The following is a 20018-nucleotide window of genomic DNA, read 5'->3' on the forward strand; positions in this document are numbered from 1 at the left end:
ATACTAGGCTTGATGTTTTTTTAAAGCCTCAATAAGTTGAGGAACGACTTCGAAGGCATCTCCAACGATTCCATAATCAGCTACCTTGAAGAACGGAGCCTCCGGGTCTTTGTTAATTACAACAATAACTTTAGAAGAGCTTACTCCAGCCAGGTGCTGAATAGCACCGGAGATACCGATAGCAATATATAAATTAGGACTAATAGCAATACCAGTTTGTCCTACATGTTCTGAATGTGGTCTCCAGTCGGCGTCAGACACAGGTTTTGAGCAGGCAGTGGCAGCACCGAGTAAACCGGCAAGCTCTTCTACCATTCCCCAGTTTTCAGGGCCTTTTAAGCCTCTTCCGCCAGAAACAACGATTTCCGCATCAGGTAATGTTACTTTATCAGTCGCTCTCACGATTTCTTTGATAACAGCAACCAGATCTTTAGACTGCAGGGCAGGACTGAAGCTTTCAACTTCAACACTGACAGGTGCATCCTTAATGCCAAAAGCATTAGGGTTTAGTGCAATGACCTTAACTGCCGATGTAAGTTCAGTAACAGCAAATGCTTTTCCGGAGAAAGCTGTCTTTTTTACCTGGAAAATACCGCCATCAATCTTTGGTAATTCTACCGCACCGTCAACTAGGCCCGCCTTAAGTTTGACGGCAATACGTGGCGCAAGTCCTTTTCCAGAAAATGAGTTAGAAAGAACGATGATGTCTGCACTTTCTTTTTGTGCCGCTTCGGCTATCACTGCTGCGTATGCCTGATTTACGAAATTCTTTAACTCTCCGGCCTCAACGTTTAATACTTTTGAAGCGCCATACTGTCCCAGTTCTTCTAACTGACCCTGTTCAACCTGGCCAATAGAAACTGCAGTAAGGTTTGTTCCTGTCTGATCTGCAATGGCTTTAGCATAAGATACTGCTTCAAAAACAGATTTCTTAAACTTACCTTCGACTTGTTCTACATATACTAAAACTGACATAATTCTTTTCTTAAAATTTTCTAATCAGGATGGACCTATCAAAAGTTAAATAATGTCCGGATACCCGTTTTAAATAATAGTTTCTCTATTCTTAGATAACCTTTGCTTCTGTATGCAGCAGACTGATAAGGCTGGCTGCATCCTCTGCTGGAATCAATTTAACTGCGCCACGTGCAGGCGGAGTTTCAAACTGAACAATTTTAGCAACTTCATCTATAGGAGCTGCCTCAATAACAACCAATGGTTTACTTCTCGCGGACATGATACCGCGCATGTTAGGTATTTTTGGTTCGGCTACACCTTCGGCGCAGCTCGCAACAAATTTACCGGAAACATTCACAACTTCCTTACCGCCTTCAATTTCTCTTTCTAGGACTGCAGACGACCCGTCAAAATCCAGTTTTTTTATAATAGAGATAGATGGGATATCCAGGAATTCGCCTACCATAGCAGCAACTTGCGCACCATTATAGTCGATAGATTCACGGCCGGTCAGGATCATATCAAAATCAGTGGTTTTAGCATATTCAGCAATTTGGAATGCTGTAAAGTACGCATCTCTAGGTACTGCATTAATTCTTACGGCATCATCAGCACCTATGGCTAATGCCTTTCTAATGGTCGGGTCAGTTGAGCTGTCGCCAACATTCACCACTGTAACAGTGCCTTTTCCGCCTTCGCATAGTTCTATAGCTTTCGATAAAGCCAATTCATCATAAGGGTTCACAATATACTGAACACCGGCTGTATTGAATTGTGTATTATCGTTAGTAAAAGTTATTTTTGTGGTTGTGTCGGGCACATGACTGATACAAACTAATATTTTCATATGATAAGTTGTTTAAATTAATGAAGCTGAGATCAGCTATTATTGGTTCAAATTGGCTTGAAATGATAACAGTTTCATGAAATTTCTTTTTGCAAATCTAATTAAAAAAGCAGGGATTTAAAATGCAAAGTACCCGATTAACCAAGTTATTAGCGTTTTTAACAAACGAACCTCAAGATCCATTTATATTATATGCACTCGCTACAGAATATAACAGTTTAAAAGATACTGACAATGCTTTTCACTACTATCTGAAACTTGTTGCGGAACATCCTGATTACGTAGGAACATACTATCATCTGGGTAAATTATATCAGCAGGTAGGTCAGCAGGAGCGGGCGGTCGAAATTTATCAGGCGGGGATGAAAGCGGCAAGAGATAAAGGCGACCGGCACGCGTTTTCTGAGCTGCAGGGAGCGTATAATTCTGCGGCGGGTTTGGATTACGAAGATGATTAACCCCAATGAAAGCAAGTCGAAAACTACTTTTTATTAAAGATGTACTGCTCTTTACTATTTCAGCTTTTGGAGGAGCACAGGCGCATATCTCTTTATTGCTTAAATATTTTGTAAAGCAAACACCTTTTGTAACTGAGGAAGAATTACTGGAACTAAATGCGCTGGCTCAAATACTGCCGGGTCCGGCATCTACACAGACGCTGGTAGGTATTGCTTATAAGGTTGGTGGGTTAAAACTGGCCTTACTGACCTTCTTAATCTGGATTATTCCCTCTGCTGCCGTGATGACGCTGGCGGGGATATATTTCGCCCAGTTTGACCAGAAGGAAAAGTTTATAATTATACTCAAATACATTCAGCCGATAGCATTGGGCATTGTCGCTTTTGGAGCTTATCATCTTTCCAGAAAGGTGCTTGTCAATCAGATCTCTGTGTTTTTAGCTATCGCCGCTGCTATAGTGACCCTTGTCTTGCGAAATGCATATGTCTTCCCCTTAGCTATATTAGTGGGTGGAATGATCTCTTCTGCGCTGGAGACCCATGGGGAAGAAAGCGCGATCAGAACTAAACTGCTTTCTAATATCAATCCAAAGAAGCTGGGTTACTTTCTTGGATTATTATTATTCCTGGCGTTATTGGGTGCTATAATAAACAGAACTTCGCCTTTTAGCCTACCGGTTAGGTTATTTGAGAATTTCTACAGGAACGGGATTCTTATATTCGGAGGGGGGCAGGTGCTGGTGCCGTTGATGTTTACAGAATTTGTGCAGATGAAGCACTACTTGACGTCTTCTGGATTTCTTTCGGGATTTGCATTGCAGCAGGTGCTACCCGGACCTACATTTAGTTTTACAAGTTACCTAGGTACGCTGAGTATGAAGAATTTCGGATATGGAATTTACGGTCAGATTGCGGGTGGTTTTATAGGGGTATTTGGTATTAATCTGCCGGGTTTGATTCTGGTGCTTTTTATTGTTCCTTTCTGGGAAGATCTCAAAAAAATAACGAGAATCAAGCGTTCATTATCTGGCATAAATGCAGTTAGCGTTGGTTTTATTATTGCTGCATTTTTTCTGTTATTTCAGCCTATTGGGTTTGATATATTGTCAATCACTCTGGTGATCATAACTTTTCTGATTCTGAATTTCACCAGAATCAGTCCGCCCTTTATCATACTTGCCGGTGTCCTACTTGGTTATCTGATTTAACCGTTTAAAATTAAAAAGCCTGCTTGTTTTGTTACAAGCAGGCTTTTCTTAATAGATTTAAACCTTAAAAAGGTGCATCTTCGTCATTAAAATCATCCATTCTTGAAGGTTTGATGATCACATTTCCCGAAGGTCTGTCAAAGTCTGCAGAAGGCATCATTCCAGCAGCAGGATCCATTGAGAATGAATTAGGAGGCATGAAATCTTCCTCTAGATCGGTGAATTTCACGTATTTACCAATGAATCTAAGCGGTACAATTCCCGTTTCACCATTCCTGTGTTTTGCTATAATTACTTCTCCGACGCCTGCCTGTGATCTTCCACTTTCATCTTCTGTAATACCGTAATATTCCGGACGGTATAGGAATAACACCATATCTGCATCCTGCTCAATGGAACCGGATTCCCTCAAATCGGATAGTAATGGCCTTTTACCATTTACACCTGGTCTGGACTCGACTGCACGACTTAACTGAGATAGCGCTAAAACAGGAATGTTCAACTCTTTTGCTACGGATTTCAACGCTCTCGAAATACTGCCAATTTCCTGCTCTCTATTTCCACCACCACTCTGTCCTTCGCCTTTACCATGCATTAACTGTAAATAGTCAATGATGATCATTTGTATGTCGTATTGAGATTTGAGTCTTCTGCATTTAGCTCTGAATTCGAAAATGTTCAGTGCAGGTGTATCATCAATCAGCAGCGGAGCCTCGGTTAAGGTGCCAATTTTGCTGTGTAATTGCTGCCATTCCCATTCAGCGAGATTACCTTTCCGTATTTTTTCCTGTTCAATTTCAGTTTCACCTGAGATCAGACGATTAACCAACTGAACTGATGACATCTCTAAAGAGAAAACAACAACTGGTCTTTTGAAATCGACAGATGCATTTCTTGCACACGTTAATACAAAAGCGGTCTTACCCATGGCGGGACGTGCTGCGATGATAACTAAATCTGAAGGCTGCCACCCACCAGTAATTCTGTCTAAAGCTGTAAACCCGGAAGGTACGCCAGTTAAACCGTCAGATTTTGTCCGTAGTTCTTCTAACGTAGCAAGAGATTGTTTAATAATCTCGTCCATTTTCTGAGTGTCCCGTCGAAGATTATTCTGCGCAATATCGAATAGGCCTTTTTCTGCAGTATCCAGCAGATCGAAGATATCTGTTGTATCTTCATAGGCATTTTGTATAATTTCAGTAGAAATACGGATCAGCTCACGCTGAATATATTTCTGAGAAATGATTCTGGCATGGTATTCAATATTTGCAGCAGAAGCAACGCGATTGGTGAGATTGGTTATATAATAAGCGCCGCCTACCATTTCCAGCGTGCCAAGTGTTCGCAGTTCAGAAGTCACTGTCAGAATATCGACAGGTTTAGATTTCTGGAACAGTAAAGCAATTGCTTCAAATATTTTTTTATGAGATTCCTGATAAAAAACTTCAGGCTTAAGAATATCAATTACGGTAGATAAGGCATCTTTCTCTAGCATCAGAGCCCCGAGAACCGCCTCTTCCAAATCAATCGCCTGTGGAGGTATTTTTCCCAGAGTATTCATGGGTGCGCCAAGCCTGTTTTTACGGGTAGAGCTATAGCTCTGCCTATCCTGGCCCTGTGTTCCGTTATCCGTATTCATAGATACAAAAATAGATAAAAATTGCAGGCCTTACGGAATTGTTTTTAAACATTATTTATCAGTTTATAATTTTTTTATCTGGAATTTGATACAGATTTTGGAATCGAAAATTTGATATTTCAAACTGTTTTAATCCGCGTTGAGTTTCTGATTTTAGGATGCTGAAACCGATAATTGATTAACCATGAGGGCAAATCTGATTATTTCAGCTATTTTTGTGCGTAAAATAAGCTCAATGGAAAACTTTAAAAGGTCGTCAAGACCTAAAGAAAATAACGAATTTGTATTTGGTATCCGCGCAGTTATAGAGGCGATTAAAGCCGGTAAGGATATCGAAAGTATATATATGCAGCGGGGATTGACAGGGGAGATTATCCCAGAGCTTAAAGGCTTGTTAAAGAACACTGATATCCCGGTTCATAATGTTCCGGTTGAGAAACTGAACCGAATGACCCTTAAAAATCACCAGGGTGTAATAGCTGTGATTTCAGCTATTACCTTTCAAAAGATTGAGGATATTATTCCGTTAATTTATGAAAAGGGTGAAGTACCGCTAATTCTTATTCTTGATGGAATTACCGATGTCCGGAATATGGGTGCAATTGCCAGAACTGCGGCATGTACGGGTGTGCACGCTATAGTGGTACCAGCTAAAAATTCTGCTCAAATCAATGCCGATGCTATTAAGACATCAGCGGGAGCTTTATTTACAATCCCTGTTTGCCGTCATCAGAACTTACATAAAGTTGCGCTATATCTTCAAGAGTGCGGATTACAAATCGTCGCCTGTACGGAAAAAACTAACGATCTGATTTATGCTCCGGACTATACTGCGCCAACTGCAATTGTAATGGGTGCGGAAGATGAAGGAATATCTAATGAAATTATGCGCATGGCGAATCATTTAGCGAAGATCCCAATGTTCGGTGAGATTGGTTCGCTAAATGTATCTGTTTCGACTGGAGTTATACTTTATGAAGCTATCAGACAGCGTGTTAATGCTTAGATAAATTTCTGTCCAAATACAGACTTAACGTCTGCGACAATCTGTTTAACACTTTGCTCCTCTGTTCTAGGGCAGATTAATAATGTGTTATTCGCCTCCACAACAATATAATCATGTAAACCCTGCAGGATAACCAGTTTATCCTCAGGGACATTGACCATGCAATTGGAAGAGTTAAACATCATTACCTGTTCTGATGGGATAACGGCATTACCGACATAATCTTTCTCAGCCATATCGTAAATTGACGCCCATGTTCCAAGGTCGGACCAGCCAAAGTCTGCAGGTAATACATAAACATTGTCTGCCTTTTCCATGATTCCAAAATCTATTGAAATATTGGTGCACTGTAAATAAGCGTTTCCGATAAAGTTCTTTTCATCTGGCGTATTATACGCCGATGCGCCAAGGTGGAAAATCTCGTACATTTCCGGCAGATGTTTACTGAATGCATTATTAATTGCTTTGGCAGACCAGATAAAAATACCGGCGTTCCAAAGAAAATCACCGCTTTGCACAAAAGATCTTGCTAGTTCTATATTCGGTTTTTCTGTGAATATTTTAACTTTATGAATTTCAGGATCCTTCTCCAGAGTCTGTTCGACGTACTGTATGTAGCCATATCCGGTGTCCGGGCGGCTTGGTTTTATACCCAGAGTGATCAGACATTCATTTTCCCTGGCTGCATCAAGTGATTGATTAATTGCAGCTATAAAAGCATCCAGATTTGAAATCGTATGATCAGAAGGAGCAACAACAATGGTTGCATTTGGATTAAGTTCTGCAATTTTCATAGAACCATAGGCCACACAAGGTGCGGTGTTACGCATAATCGGTTCTGCCAGAATCTGATTTGATTTTAATTCGGGTAGTTGTTCCTTAACTTTATCTATATAGATCTCATTAGTTACAACAAAAATATTTTCAGGCGGACAAATTTTAAGAAATCGTTCGTAAGTACTTTGGATAAGTGTTTTTCCTACTCCAAAAAAATCAATGAATTGCTTTGGATGTTCAATTCTACTTACAGGCCAGAAGCGGCTTCCGACTCCGCCAGCCATTATTAATGCGTAATTGTTTGAGTTCATATTGTGATTAGACATCGTTTAGAGTAATCCTTCATGCAGAAGGTCGTGCAAATGTAAGATACCAAAATAGCTATTGTTTTCGGTAACTAATAATTGAGTAATATTAGTTGAACGGATCAGTTCGAATGCTTGTACAGCCAGGGTGTTTTTATCTACTGTTTTTGGAGATGAATTCATGATATCTTTTGCAGTCAGATTCGTAAGATCAGTATACTTTTCTAACATTCTCCGAATGTCTCCATCTGTAATTATTCCGATGATCTGTTCATCTCGAACAACAACAGCTGCACCTAAACGGTTTTTACTAATTGTTATGATTACATCCTTTACTGCGGAATTAGGTGATACAGTGGGTTTTGCGTTTTTTGAAGCGAGATCACCAGCTTTTAAGAATAAACGTTTACCCAAAGATCCACCAGGATGATATTTTGCAAAATCATCTGCATTGAAGTCTCTGGCTATCAGTAGGCTAATAGCCAAAGCGTCACCCAAAGCAAGCTGAGCAGTCGTGCTTGTTGTAGGCGCAAGGTTATTAGGACAGGCCTCTTTTTCAATCGTCGTATTGAGAATGAAATCGGCTTGTAAAGCCAGTTCCGATTCTAATTGACCCACCATGCCAATCAGGAGATTGCCTGCGTGCTTCAGAAGGGGTATCAGCACCTTAATTTCGGGGGTATTTCCACTCTTGGAAATACAGATAACGATATCCTCCTGACGGATCATTCCAAGGTCTCCATGCACTGCATCAGACGCGTGCATAAAACTCGAAGGCGTACCCGTAGAATTGAAAGTAGCAACGATTTTTTGCGCAATGATTGCGCTTTTCCCAATTCCAGTTACGATTACTCGGCCTTCACAGGCTATAATTCTGGATACTATCGTGGTAAAATCTTCATTTATGTAGTCGATAAGTCCAAGGATTGCCTGGGCTTCCATCTGTAAAGTGTTGATCGCCGCACTGATAATTGATTTTTTACTTTTCAAAGAGAATTATTTAGTACAATAATGCATTAGTTGATGCAAAATTATGTTATTTTGAATCAAAAATAGCACTGAATATTTTATACACAAAATGGACGTGAAAAAGTCGTTGTTTGACAACCTGCAAACCTTTTTTGGTTTTGACAATTTTAAAGGCGATCAGGAATCAATTATTACCAATGTTCTTGAGCGCAAAAATACCTTTGTGATTATGCCGACAGGTGGTGGGAAATCCATCTGTTATCAACTACCGGCATTAATGAGTGAAGGTACTGCGATCGTGATATCACCGCTAATTGCGCTGATGAAGAACCAGGTGGATCAGCTGAGAGCATTCGGAGGGAGTGATAGTATTGCTCACTTTTTGAATTCTTCCCTGAATAAGTCGGAAATTGCTCAAGTTAAAAGTGATTTACTGAATGGTCAGACGAAATTACTATATGTAGCGCCGGAATCTTTATCTAAAGCAGATAATATCGAATTCCTGAAGCTCATCAAAATATCTTTTGTTGCGGTAGATGAAGCCCATTGTATTTCGGAATGGGGACATGATTTTCGTCCGGAATACCGGAGAATACGCCAGGTGATCAGCGGCCTGGGACCAGATATCCCGATTATTGCATTAACTGCAACAGCTACACCCAAGGTACAGCAAGACATTATCAAGAATCTGCAGATGTCAGATGCCACTCTTTTCAAATCTTCTTTTAACAGACCAAACCTCTTTTACGAAGTACGTCCTAAAAGGGATGTAATTAAAGAAATTATCCGCTACATTAAATATAACACTGGTAAATCAGGAATTATATATTGCTTGAGCCGTAAAAAGGTTGAAGAAGTGGCTGAGGCACTGAATCTGAATGGAATAAAGGCATTACCTTATCATGCCGGACTGGAACCAAAGGTGAGAGCAGACACACAGGATAAATTTCTAATGGAAGATGCAGAAGTCATTGTTGCTACAATTGCATTTGGAATGGGGATTGATAAGCCAGATGTTCGGTTTGTAATGCACCACGACATCCCAAAAAGTATGGAGGGATATTATCAGGAAACTGGTCGCGCAGGCAGAGATGGAGGCGAGGGGATTTGTATTGCATTTTACGCACAAAAAGATGTGGACAAGCTTGCTAAATTCATGAAGGATAAACCAGTGGCAGAAAGAGAAATCGGAACGCAAATCCTTAAAGAAGTAATCGATTATGCTGAATCCGGTGTTTGTCGCAGGAAGCAGATTCTCCATTATTTTGGAGAAAACTTCAATGAGACCGGTTGTAACTGCATGTGCGATAATTGCAAAAAACCAAAAAAACTCTTCGAGGCAGAAGAACAACTTAAAACTGTTCTTACGATGATCGGACAGATGGGGGAAAAGTTCGATGATGCTCATATTCTGAATGTTTTGATGGGGCAGGAGACTGCTCAAACGATAGCCTACGAACACAACAAACTGAAGGAATTTGGATGGGGGAAATCTGAAGGAGAAAATGTCTGGAAGTCTGTAATCAGACAGGCTGTTCTGAATAATTTTCTTTCGAAGGATATCGATAATTATGGTTTACTGAAGCTGACTAAATCAGGCAGAGAATTTATCGAATCTCCTTATAATATTAAATTTATCCTTAATGAACCTATTGAGAGTTCACCGGATGACGATGAGGATGATGTAAAACATGGAACAGGTACTTTAGACATACAACTTTTACAACTGCTGAAAGATCTTCGCAAGAAAATTGCAAAGCAGAAAAATGTACCTCCGTTTGTAGTATTTCAGGATCCTTCATTGGAAGAAATGTGTACGCACTATCCAATTGCCCCCGACGAATTGAAACAAATTTCCGGAGTGGGAAATGGAAAAGCAATGAAATTTGGTGCACCATTTCTGGAGTTAATTAAAAAATATGTGGCTGATAATGATATTGAACGTCCAATTGATTTAATTATCAAAACACAGGCGAATAAATCGCAGCTGAAGGTTTCTATTATACAAAATGTGGACAGGCAGATTGGGCTTGAAGATATTGCCAGATCTAAAGGGATCACTTACGATGAAATCCTGAAGGAAATTGAAGCAATTGTGAATTCAGGAACTAAACTAAACCTGAATTATTTTGTTGATGAGATATTGGATGATGACCGTCAGGATGAAGTCTTTGATTATTTCCGTGCTGCGGAAAATGACTCTATAGACGCGGCCCTGAAAGATTTAGGGGAAACTGATTATACCCGCGAAGAAATACAATTAATGAGAATTAAGTTCATGTCAGAACTAGGAAACTAAAACTAATGATCAATTTCGATATACCACAGTTAAAACATACAGCATCTGATAATTTCTTTTTAATGGCAGGTCCATGTGCGATCGAAAGTGAAGAAATGGCACTCAGAATTGCAGAGAAAATCGTTCATATAACAGATAAGCTGGAAATTCCATATATTTTTAAAGGCTCCTATCGTAAAGCTAATCGTTCCAAAGGCGATTCTTTTACAGGAATTGGAGATGAAAAAGCACTAAAGATTCTTGAAAAAGTAGGGAAGACTTTTGGTGTGCCCACTGTTACCGATATTCACGAAAGTCAAGAGGCCGCAATGGCTGCAGCTTATGTAGATGTGTTACAAATTCCCGCTTTTCTTTGCCGTCAGACTGATTTACTTATCGCTGCTGCCAAAACAGGCAAAGTTGTTAATGTGAAAAAAGGACAGTTCTTATCAGCAGGTTCAATGAAATTTGCGGTAGAGAAGATTGTTTCCGAAGGTAATAATAAGGTAATACTTACAGATAGAGGTAATACGTTCGGGTATCAGGATCTGATTGTCGATTATCGTGGTATTCCCGAGATGAAGTCTTTTGATGTTCCTGTAGTAATGGATGTTACTCATTCCTTACAGCAGCCTAATCAGAGTACCGGTGTAACGGGTGGAAAACCACAATTGATAGAAACTATTAGTAAGGCAGCTATTGCTGTAGGAGCAGATGGTTTATTTATTGAAACACATCCCGACCCGGCAAATGCTAAATCTGATGGTGCTAATATGTTGCAGATTGACTTATTGGAAGACTTACTGGTCAAATTGATCAGAATCCGGAAAGCAGTAAATTTTTAATAATGCACTGTATTTCAGCCCGGTCTGCCTCCAGACCGGGCTTTTTTTTGTACAACTTTGAAAGTTATATTATGGGATATTCAGGTACTTATGTGTCTGAAGCGAAATTTCCCATTTTGGATTTGCCATTACATATTCTACAATCAGTGGCGTTATTTCCTGTGCCTTTGACCATTCTGGTTGCAAATAAAGTTTGCAGCCAGGTGAAACAGTTTCAGCGTATTTCTCAGCCCATTCAAAGTCACTCTTATTAAATACAATAACTTTAAGTTCGTTTGCGAAAGGTGTAATATCTGGTCTTGGCGCTTTAAATTTCTTTGGAGAGAGGCATATCCAGTCCCAATGTCCTGAAAGTGGATAGGCTCCGGAGGTTTCAATAAACGTAAGAATGTTTTTCTCCTTGAGTTTGGCAGTTAGATAATCAAGATTATAGATCAAAGGTTCTCCGCCGGTAATGACTACTGCTTTTCCAGGGAAGGTTTCCGCTTTAGCGACAATATCATCTGAAGAGGTGAGCGGATGTAGTTCTGCGTCCCAGCTTTCTTTAACATCACACCAGTGACAGCCCACATCACAGCCTCCTAAACGAATAAAGTATGCAGCTTTACCTGTGTTATAACCTTCACCCTGAATTGTGTAGAATTCTTCCATTAATGGAAGTAATGTGCCGTCTGCGGGAATATTGTGTGCCATAAGAAAGATGCAAAGTTAATTAAAATATACACGGCAAACAGGAATTTTTCAAACGCTAAGCAGTTTGAATGTCAAAAAATGTACTTTAGCTGATATGAGAACCCTGCGTTGGCATAAACTTGAAATTGAAATTCCTCGTGATGAAGAATTTATAGTGCCCGTAGCAGTTGCGGGTAAAAAGCTATGTTTAATCCGTCATGAAGGAAAATTGTATTTAACCCAGAGAAGCTGCCCGCACGCCGGGGGGCAATTAAGCGGCGGTTGGTGTAAAAAAGGAATGCTTATCTGCCCCTTACACCGGTATGGTTATAACCTGGAGAACGGACGAGGTGCGGAGGGACAAGGAGACTATATTGATATTTATCCTTTGAGAATAGATAGTGATGGACTATATGCAGGGATAAAGGAAAATCTTTTTAAACGTTTTTTTGGCCGTTAAACACGACTTCCATTTCAATTAAGGTGACGCCGGCTTTAGAAAGGTTTTTCCACGATGAGCTGGTAAACGGCTGGCAAATCTGCTTCTGCCCAGTCTAATTCTGCGAGCAGGCCTGGATCCATCCAAGCAGATTGCTGATGGACATGAAGGGTATGCCGGTATGAGCTCACGCGGCATATAAAGCAGTTAAGTTCAATGAAGAAGTCTGGATATTGATGCTCTACCGTGCAAAAAAGAGAATCTATGCGGATATCCATTGATAATTCTTCTTTAATTTCTCTTATTAGTGCTTCTTCGCCGGTTTCACCGGACTCAACTTTACCACCAGGGAATTCAAATTTATCACTCAGATAATCAAATTCGTGTCTGCCACGTTGCACACATAGAATTTTACCCTGATATATAATAATGGCGGCTACGACTTGGAGATTTTTCAATTTTTGAAATGGTGTGATATTTTTCTAAAAATACAAAAGGCTGGTGAGAGTTCCAGAAAAAGAACCGTGGTATTCGGATGTAAGATTTGTTTATCCAGACTTTACATTCAATTTAAAAATTCTGTTGATCCCCTGTTTTTAGATGAACCGGTGGTACAATTTGATTTGTATTTAATCTGTAAATAATATTGCCCTTGTACTTTCGCCCTTAAATAAATAAGCCATGAAAGACATTAAATTGTTCATATTCCTGTTAGCGTTGACCTTCATCACATTTTTCACCTTCGCAGAAGAGAAGTTGCCTGCAAAAAAAGGTGAAGTGCAGATTCTGATAGTAGGATTAAATGATAATATCAGGTCTAATTATTATTACGATGCGAGTATAGCCGAGGAAACCGGAATAAATGTGGATAGCGTCGTTAGGAAATTTAACACAATTATCGCAAAGAACATTGCGGAAGCGTTGCCGAAAAGTGCTTGTAAATTTATTACAGAGAATAGTCAGTCTACCTCTGAAAAACTGGCAGATAAAATCGAATTTCACGGGGAAGGGGAGAACTGCAATTCAAGTCTTTCGAAAATCCCTGTGGATACCTATAAAGAAGCACTAAACAAAGAAAATGCAAAATATCTGTTGGTTATTAATCAGCATTATCTGAAAAGGCAGGAACAGCCAATGCGAACAGTTTTTCATATTGTCAGCTATACGTTATATGATCAGGATCAGAAAGAAGTGCTGACCGGCAACCAATTTTTCACTTCGATGAAGCTGGAATCTGCAGAAAAGATCAAACAGATTAGCCGTAAGAGTACCGCGAAGATAGCCTCTTCGATTGCCCGTACGCTCGACTTATAATTAAGCCACTATTTACCGGAATGCCTAAGGCTTAAATGCCATTTTCCCTGCTTTTTTAAGGGACAGGGGAAACTATGTCTTGACCAGATTAAACTCAATTCCTATAAACACAAACCAAACACAAATTAAAAACAAAGATGACTAAATTAATTACCAGACTTTTGACCTGTTGTATGCTCCTTTTCTGCACCGGCACAGGTCTGTTTGCGCAGGGTAACCAGGCTATTATTATTGGAAAAGTGCTCGATGAAAACTCCAAACCGCTTATCGGCGCCAGTGTAAAAGTTAAAAATGAATCTACTGGTTTCTCCACCGGAACGATGACTAATGAAAAAGGGGATTTCATAATTAAGCAATTACCTCTTGGATCACCTTATTCTATTGCTGTAAATTACATCGGTTATGGCGAACAAAAGAAAACCGGTTATGCGTTAAACCTCGGTGATCAGTTAGAAATAAATTTCAAGATGGAAGGCAATGCTACTGAAATGAAGGCTGTAGAAGTTGTCGCAAATTCGTTAAAGAATACGGTTAAAACTTTGGGTTCTTCTACTCCGATAACTGCGAAAGATATCGCGAAGCTCCCGGTGAACGGTAGGAATTTTACTTCATTAATTGATCTTTCTCCCTTGAGTAATGGAAGCAGTTTAGGCGGTCAGTTGGCCTCTTCGACAAATTACACAATTGATGGTATGACTTCAAGAGGCACGATTGCAGGTGGATCTACCGGTAGTGCATATTCTATTTCAATGGAAGCTATACGTGAATTTAAAGTCGTAACAAATGAGTATGATGTGACGAATGGCAGAGCGGGTGGGGGTACAATCAGTACGGTTACAAAATCAGGTACGAACCAGCTGTCAGGAAGTGCTTTCACCTTTATGCGTAATGATCAGTTATCCAGCCCGTATGATTTAAGGGGTAATAAAAGAACCCAGGATTTTTCTACCTATCAATATGGGTTTTCACTGGGTGGCCCAATTGTTAAAGATCGTGCTCACTTTTTTGTAGCATGGGATCACCAGGCGGATTCAAGACCTTTGAATATTGCTAATATTCAATCTTCTGCAGACGAAGCTGCTTATAAAGTTACGCAGGCGACACTTGATAAATTTTCGGAGATCGGAAGATCAAAATATGGGTTAAGTAACAATCCTCAGTTTGGTTCATTCGGTAAGAAAAAAGGTACTGACGCTCTATTTGCGAGGGTAGATTGGCAGTTGGATTCAAGAAACCTCTTGACTATCAGAGATAACTTTGTTCATGAAATGGATAATCAGTCTGAAGGAGATAACTCAGGTATAAATCTTTACGAAGTTTATATTAACCGTAAAAAGACAGATAACAGTTTAATGGCATCACTACGCTCAGTATTGAGCCCTAAGTTGACTAATGAATTGAAATTACAGCACTTTTTTGAGAACGTAGAAGTATTACCGAATTCAGAATTACCTTCCGCAAGCATACCGCGTGCAATTGTTGAGAATGTGGAATCTGTCGCAGGTGAAAATACCTATTTCAATTCAATTCAACTCGGCGGACAGCGGTTTGCGCCGGAGTGGTTCAAGAGTAACGTGGTACAGTTAGTCAACAACTTATATTATAACACAGAAAAAATCAATTTCACTTTCGGTGTCGACCTGATGTATAATACAATGCATTCCCGATATGGCAGTGAAATGAACGGACGTTTCTATTTTACCGGAATGGATAACTTTAACAACCTTACCCCTTACCGTTATGCCAGAGAGATCAATATTGTAGATGACCCTAGTACTCGCGTTAATTCACTCAGTTCGGGCTTATACGCACAGATGGAAACTAAACTTGCCCCGGGTCTGGATATGATGGCGGGTCTTCGTCTTGACAATACACAATATCTAAACAAAGCAAACTTTAATCAGTTAGTAAACGACAAATTAGGTATACGTACAGACAATAGTATCAATACATTACAATTCCAGCCAAGAGTTCAGTTTACATGGGATATCAATGAGCAGAAAAAAGATATCATCCGTTTTGGTGGTGGTCTTTTCGGGTCGAATCTTAATCCTTATTCGATGATCAACAATATGTTGTTTGATGGTTCAAGAGTGGCATCTGTAGATATTCAGGGTGCATTGGTACCTACGCCTAATTTTCCTGGTTACAGGCAAGACCCCTCTACAGCTCCGGGAACAGAATTATTTGATATCAAAGGTGTAGAAAAACTAATTACAATAAACACTAACAGTCCGGATGCTAAAGTTCCGAAAATCTATAAAACGAACTTCTCTTATAACCATTTTTTTAGTGACCGTTTAAGGGTTGGTATCAGCGGTTATGCTTCTTGGGCGCGTAATAACTATATGTACATAGATCGTAACATGGTTGATAAACCTTATTTTACGATCGAGGCGGAAGCAAACAGGGGCGTCTATGTACCAGCATCCAGTATTAATACAAATAATGGAGCGACGAACTGGATCAATGGCCGTAAAACTAATGAAGTTGGCCGTGTACTTGAGCTAGTGAGTGACGGTAAGAAGAATCAGTATGCAGTTGTAGTTGACGGTACCTACCGTTATTTCAAAGATGGCCAGGTATCGTTCTCTTACACCTGGAATGACTCAAAGGATAATACATCGTATAACGGTAACGTAGCTAATACAGCAACCTTAGATCAAATGGTATTAGACGATCCGCGTGATTTGAGTAAAATGAGCTACGCAAATAACCAGTTCCGTCATAAGGCTGTATTCTACGGTACAGCGCCAAGCGTATGGGGAGTAACTTTCGGTTTACGTTTCTCCGGGATTTCAGGAACAAGATACTCAATGGCTGTGAGCGGTAACGTGAATGGAGATTTTGTTTCCTCTAATGACCTTGCTTATATTTATAATCCAGCTGATTCCAGAATACCGGAGTATTTGCGTGCAGGGATACAGTCAATTCTGGATAACCCCGATGCAAAGCAGAGTGTAAAAGATTATATCAATAACAATCTGGGTAAGGTTGCGGAACGTAACGGTGGCGTAAACGGTTTTTATGGCGTATTCGACATTCGTCTGGCGAAGCGTTTTAAAATTGAGAAAAGTCATGGACTTGAAGTTTCTGTAGATATCTTCAATTTCGCTAATTTACTGAAGAAAGACTGGGGCGTTGGAAGTGATTTGGGGAAACAGAACTTGTACTCTATTAAAAGCTTTGACGCTGCTAAAAAGGAATACGTATATAATGTGAATAAAGGAACAGGGGTGTCTAACTTAAATGGAAATCCTTATCAGATCCAATTAGGTTTAAGGTATGCATTCTAATTCTAAAAGCCTGCTCCACATTTAATTTCTGTATGTTATGAAAAAGATATTCGTTTTTGCACTGGCTTTACTAAGTTATCACACAATAAAAGCGCAAGATTCACATGTTATTCTAATTAGTGTCGACGGTCTGCGTCCGGAGTTCTATAAAGATGCTTCTTGGTCGATGGTGAATTTGAGGCAGGCTATGGAAAATGGCGCGTATGCAGATGGTGTTACAGGGGTTTTTCCCTCTGTAACCTATCCTTCGCATACAACAATGATCAGCGGCGTAAAGCCGATCAAACATGGCGTGTATTATAATACACCGGCAGAACCACTAGGAGTGACCGGGAAATGGAACTGGTCTTACGAGAATATTAAAGTACCTACAATATTCAGTTTGGCAAAAGCAAAAGGACTAAAAACTGCATCTATTTTCTGGCCGGTATCGGTTGGGGGGCCTGCAACTTATAATATTCCCGAATACTGGTATTTACCGGAAACAAAAGGCGGTGTCAGAAACATGATCAAAGCATTGCGCGAAAATGCAAGTCCTCAGGGATTTTATGAAGAGCTTGAGCAAAATGCAGTTGGTAGACTCGACGAAGTTGATTTTGACGGAGACTATTTGAGTATTGATGAGAACCTAGCGAGAATGAGCAGTTATGTGATCAGGAAGTATAAACCATCATTCCTGGCAGTACACCTTGTTGCAGTTGACCACTTTGAACATGAACAGGGCCGAGATGGTGATAAAGTCAGGGCAGCCGTTGCGGGTGCAGATAGCCGGATTAAAACTATTCTTGAAGCAATCGACAAAGCCGGGATTAAGGACAATACAACTGTGATTGTTACTGGTGATCATGGCTTCGTGGATATCCATACTTCAATTTCGCCAAATACATTGCTAACTACCGCAGGACTATATGACCCGGCGCACAAAGAGAACTGGAAAGCCTATTTTCATGCTTCGGGCGGCTCTTCATTTCTTCATCTGAAGAACAAAAATGACCAGAAAACGCTGGATCAGGTTAAGCAATTGTTGAGTAAACTTCCGGCAGCACAACGTCATATGTTCGAAATAAAGGATAGAGCTGCCTTGGATGAAGTTGGTGCCGATCCAAACGCTGTACTTGCGCTCGCACCAAATCAAGGTTTCACTTTCGGTAATGATGCCGTTGGCAACCTGCTTCGCCCTGCTTCCGGCGGTACTCACGGATTCTTTCCTGATTTTAAAGAGATTCAGACTGGTTTTGTAGTTTTCGGAAAAGGAATAAAGAAAGGTGTAGTGGTTCCTGAAACGGGGCTTACGGATATTGCGCCCCTAATTTCGAATTTACTCCAACTTGATTTACGTGATACAGAAGGGAGCCTTTTTCCAGGCCTGCTGATTAAATAGAAGTTTAGCGGTCTGAATAGATCGGTGTATTTTAGCTGTAGAGGCCCCGCGTCCAGAAGAAGCGGGGCCTTTTTATGCGTTTTAATTGACCAGTGGATACAGCGTTTTATTATTATTTAATGCGCTTTAGTGGGCGATCGTGTTGATCATTGAAACCTTCTCCATGTCATTATTTTTTATCTCTTCAAATATAGCATACCTGGGATTGTAGGCTTACTGTTACTATCCGATCAGTAATAATGGTATACATTCCAGTAATTCATATAATTATCAATTGCAAGGTAGACCTGACCTTTGTATTAGTGCGGGATTAATGATAGTGTTATGAAATATAGAAAATTAAGTAATAGCAGACTGGAAGTTTCCGCATTGGGTATGGCACCGGTTAAATGAAAATATTGGTGCTGTAGCGCTTTGCTTAATTTAAATCGTAATCAATATTAAAACAATCGACAGACATGGAAGTAAGAGACAGCAACAGACAAAACATTTCCCAATCGTCAGACCGGCGGAACTTCCTGAAAAATGGAATAACTCTTGGAGCAATATTAATTGCAGGACCTACATTAGCAAGTGGGGCCCCGATTACTACGACTTCATTTAACTCTCCCTCCCCCGGAAAAAGAATATTGGGATCAGGAAAAAATAGTTTGGAAGTCTCTTCGCTGGGCCTGGGGTGTATGGGAATGAGTTACCACCGTAGTTTTATTCCCGATAAAAAGGTGATGATAGCTTTAATTCGTCGCGCAAAGGATCTTGGAGTTAGCTTTTTTGACACTGCAGAAGCGTATGGTCCTTTAGTTAACGAGGAGCTGGTTGGCGAAGCACTGCGGCCTTTCAGGGAGGAGATTGTTCTGGCTACCAAATTCGGATTTAAAGAAGGTAAGACAACATTAGGACTGGACAGCCGCCCGCAGAATATCAGAAAAGTCGTCGAGCAATCACTTAAAAGACTGAATACAGATTACATTGATCTGCTTTATCAGCACCGAGTTGATCCAAATATTCCTATTGAAGACGTCGCCGGAACTGTAAAAGACTTGATAAGCGAAGGCAAAGTAATGCATTTCGGGATGAGCGAAGCTAACAGCGAAACTATTCGAAAGGCACATGCTGTCCAACCAATAACAGCGCTACAAAGTGAATATTCTCTGGTAACCCGCCAACCTGAATATGATGTCATAAAAGTCTGTGAAGAACTTGGTATCGGCTTTGTTCCATATAGTCCGCTAAGCCGTGGCCTGATAACCGGATATATCAACGAGCGTACGACATATATAGCAAGTAATGATAATAGAGCATCACTGCCCAGATATCAACCTGAAGCTATTATAGCTAACTGGCCTTTAATAGATATTTTAAAAGAATTTGGTGATCAACGCGGGCTGACAGTAGCGCAGGTGGCACTAGCATGGTTATTGGCACAAAAACCATTTATTGTACCGATTCCCGGGACTACTAAGCTGGCGCATTTACAGGAAAATATGTGGGCTGCCGACTTCAAGTTCGACGCACAGGAATTGCAGGAAATTACTAATAAGTTGTCTAAAGTGAAAATTGTAGGTGACCGGTATATCGGTACTCAGGCGCAACAAACACACAAATAGCGTGTTTAGATTCCAATGTA

The 20018-nt window shown here is 40.2% G+C and carries 17 protein-coding genes; 10 read left to right on the top strand and 7 right to left on the bottom strand.

The window, feature by feature from the left end; genetic code table 11:
• Positions 1-3 precede the first annotated feature (3 nt).
• Positions 4-975 carry an electron transfer flavoprotein subunit alpha/FixB family protein gene (locus tag BLR53_RS06145; RefSeq protein ID WP_037439887.1) on the bottom strand — a complete coding sequence of 324 codons (972 nt, stop codon included), beginning with the start codon at positions 973-975 and terminating at the stop codon, positions 4-6.
• A 91-nt stretch (positions 976-1066) separates the two neighbouring features.
• On the bottom strand, positions 1067-1804 hold the full coding sequence (locus tag BLR53_RS06150; protein ID WP_037439889.1) for an electron transfer flavoprotein subunit beta/FixA family protein: 738 nt from the start codon (positions 1802-1804) through the stop codon (positions 1067-1069).
• Positions 1805-1926: 122 nt separating this feature from the next.
• Between BLR53_RS06150 and BLR53_RS06155 the strand changes: the two genes are divergently transcribed.
• Both BLR53_RS06155 and chrA read left to right on the top strand, forming a co-directional pair.
• The gene (locus tag BLR53_RS06155; RefSeq protein ID WP_037439891.1) at positions 1927-2262 is read left to right on the top strand and encodes a tetratricopeptide repeat protein; all 336 of its coding nucleotides are present in this window, start codon (positions 1927-1929) and stop codon (positions 2260-2262) included.
• 5 nt (positions 2263-2267) lie between these two features.
• Positions 2268-3470: a chromate efflux transporter gene (gene chrA, locus BLR53_RS06160; RefSeq protein ID WP_074588035.1), complete on the top strand. Its 1203-nt coding sequence runs from the start codon at positions 2268-2270 to the stop codon at positions 3468-3470.
• A 64-nt stretch (positions 3471-3534) separates the two neighbouring features.
• Here chrA and dnaB read toward each other — a convergent pair whose 3' ends face one another.
• Complete coding sequence (dnaB, locus tag BLR53_RS06165) at positions 3535-5109, bottom strand: replicative DNA helicase (protein WP_037439895.1); 1575 nt, start codon at positions 5107-5109, stop codon at positions 3535-3537.
• 235 nt (positions 5110-5344) lie between these two features.
• Here dnaB and rlmB point away from each other — a divergent pair, with 235 nt between their 5' ends.
• A complete protein-coding gene (gene rlmB / locus BLR53_RS06170) occupies positions 5345-6115 on the top strand; it encodes a 23S rRNA (guanosine(2251)-2'-O)-methyltransferase RlmB (RefSeq protein WP_037439933.1) in 771 nt (256 codons plus the stop codon).
• Here rlmB and BLR53_RS06175 read toward each other — a convergent pair.
• Positions 6112-7203 (bottom strand): mannose-1-phosphate guanylyltransferase, encoded by a 1092-nt coding sequence (locus BLR53_RS06175; RefSeq protein WP_037439935.1) that lies wholly within the window; start codon positions 7201-7203, stop codon positions 6112-6114. The two genes, rlmB and BLR53_RS06175, sit on opposite strands and share 4 nt — an antisense overlap.
• Positions 7204-7221: 18 nt before the next feature.
• Positions 7222-8187 carry a KpsF/GutQ family sugar-phosphate isomerase gene (locus BLR53_RS06180; RefSeq protein ID WP_074588037.1) on the bottom strand — a complete coding sequence of 322 codons (966 nt, stop codon included), beginning with the start codon at positions 8185-8187 and terminating at the stop codon, positions 7222-7224.
• Between the two features lie 88 nt (positions 8188-8275).
• Between BLR53_RS06180 and recQ the strand changes: the two genes are divergently transcribed.
• Both recQ and kdsA read left to right on the top strand, forming a co-directional pair.
• Positions 8276-10465, top strand: coding sequence for a DNA helicase RecQ (gene recQ / locus BLR53_RS06185; RefSeq protein WP_074588040.1), 2190 nt, complete (start codon positions 8276-8278; stop codon positions 10463-10465).
• A gap of 5 nt (positions 10466-10470) precedes the next feature.
• Positions 10471-11289 carry a 3-deoxy-8-phosphooctulonate synthase gene (gene kdsA / locus BLR53_RS06190; protein ID WP_074588042.1) on the top strand — a complete coding sequence of 273 codons (819 nt, stop codon included), beginning with the start codon at positions 10471-10473 and terminating at the stop codon, positions 11287-11289.
• Positions 11290-11358: 69 nt separating this feature from the next.
• Here the strand turns inward: kdsA and BLR53_RS06195 are convergent, their stop codons facing one another.
• Complete coding sequence (locus BLR53_RS06195; RefSeq protein ID WP_037439901.1) at positions 11359-11982, bottom strand: 7-carboxy-7-deazaguanine synthase QueE; 624 nt, start codon at positions 11980-11982, stop codon at positions 11359-11361.
• A gap of 94 nt (positions 11983-12076) precedes the next feature.
• Here BLR53_RS06195 and BLR53_RS06200 point away from each other — a divergent pair, with 94 nt between their 5' ends.
• Positions 12077-12421 carry a Rieske (2Fe-2S) protein gene (locus BLR53_RS06200; RefSeq protein WP_037439903.1) on the top strand — a complete coding sequence of 115 codons (345 nt, stop codon included), beginning with the start codon at positions 12077-12079 and terminating at the stop codon, positions 12419-12421.
• 35 nt (positions 12422-12456) lie between these two features.
• On the opposite strand, the gene BLR53_RS06205 is transcribed toward BLR53_RS06200, so the two are convergent.
• Entirely contained in the window at positions 12457-12858 is a 402-nt protein-coding gene (locus BLR53_RS06205; RefSeq protein WP_037439905.1) for a (deoxy)nucleoside triphosphate pyrophosphohydrolase, read from the bottom strand.
• A 223-nt stretch (positions 12859-13081) separates the two neighbouring features.
• Here BLR53_RS06205 and BLR53_RS06210 point away from each other — a divergent pair, with 223 nt between their 5' ends.
• The 4 genes from BLR53_RS06210 to BLR53_RS06225 all read left to right on the top strand — a co-directional run bounded on the left by BLR53_RS06210 (position 13082) and on the right by BLR53_RS06225 (position 19998).
• On the top strand, positions 13082-13714 hold the full coding sequence (locus BLR53_RS06210; RefSeq protein ID WP_051759789.1) for a hypothetical protein: 633 nt from the start codon (positions 13082-13084) through the stop codon (positions 13712-13714).
• 137 nt (positions 13715-13851) lie between these two features.
• A complete protein-coding gene (locus tag BLR53_RS06215) occupies positions 13852-17010 on the top strand; it encodes a TonB-dependent receptor (protein ID WP_074588044.1) in 3159 nt (1052 codons plus the stop codon).
• A gap of 37 nt (positions 17011-17047) precedes the next feature.
• The gene (locus BLR53_RS06220; protein WP_074588046.1) at positions 17048-18391 is read left to right on the top strand and encodes an alkaline phosphatase family protein; all 1344 of its coding nucleotides are present in this window, start codon (positions 17048-17050) and stop codon (positions 18389-18391) included.
• A gap of 458 nt (positions 18392-18849) precedes the next feature.
• The gene (locus BLR53_RS06225) at positions 18850-19998 is read left to right on the top strand and encodes an aldo/keto reductase (protein ID WP_083332019.1); all 1149 of its coding nucleotides are present in this window, start codon (positions 18850-18852) and stop codon (positions 19996-19998) included.
• Positions 19999-20018 lie beyond the last annotated feature (20 nt).

Origin of the sequence: Pedobacter antarcticus, from assembly GCF_900103515.1 — a bacterium.
GTDB lineage: Bacteria > Bacteroidota > Bacteroidia > Sphingobacteriales > Sphingobacteriaceae > Pedobacter > Pedobacter antarcticus.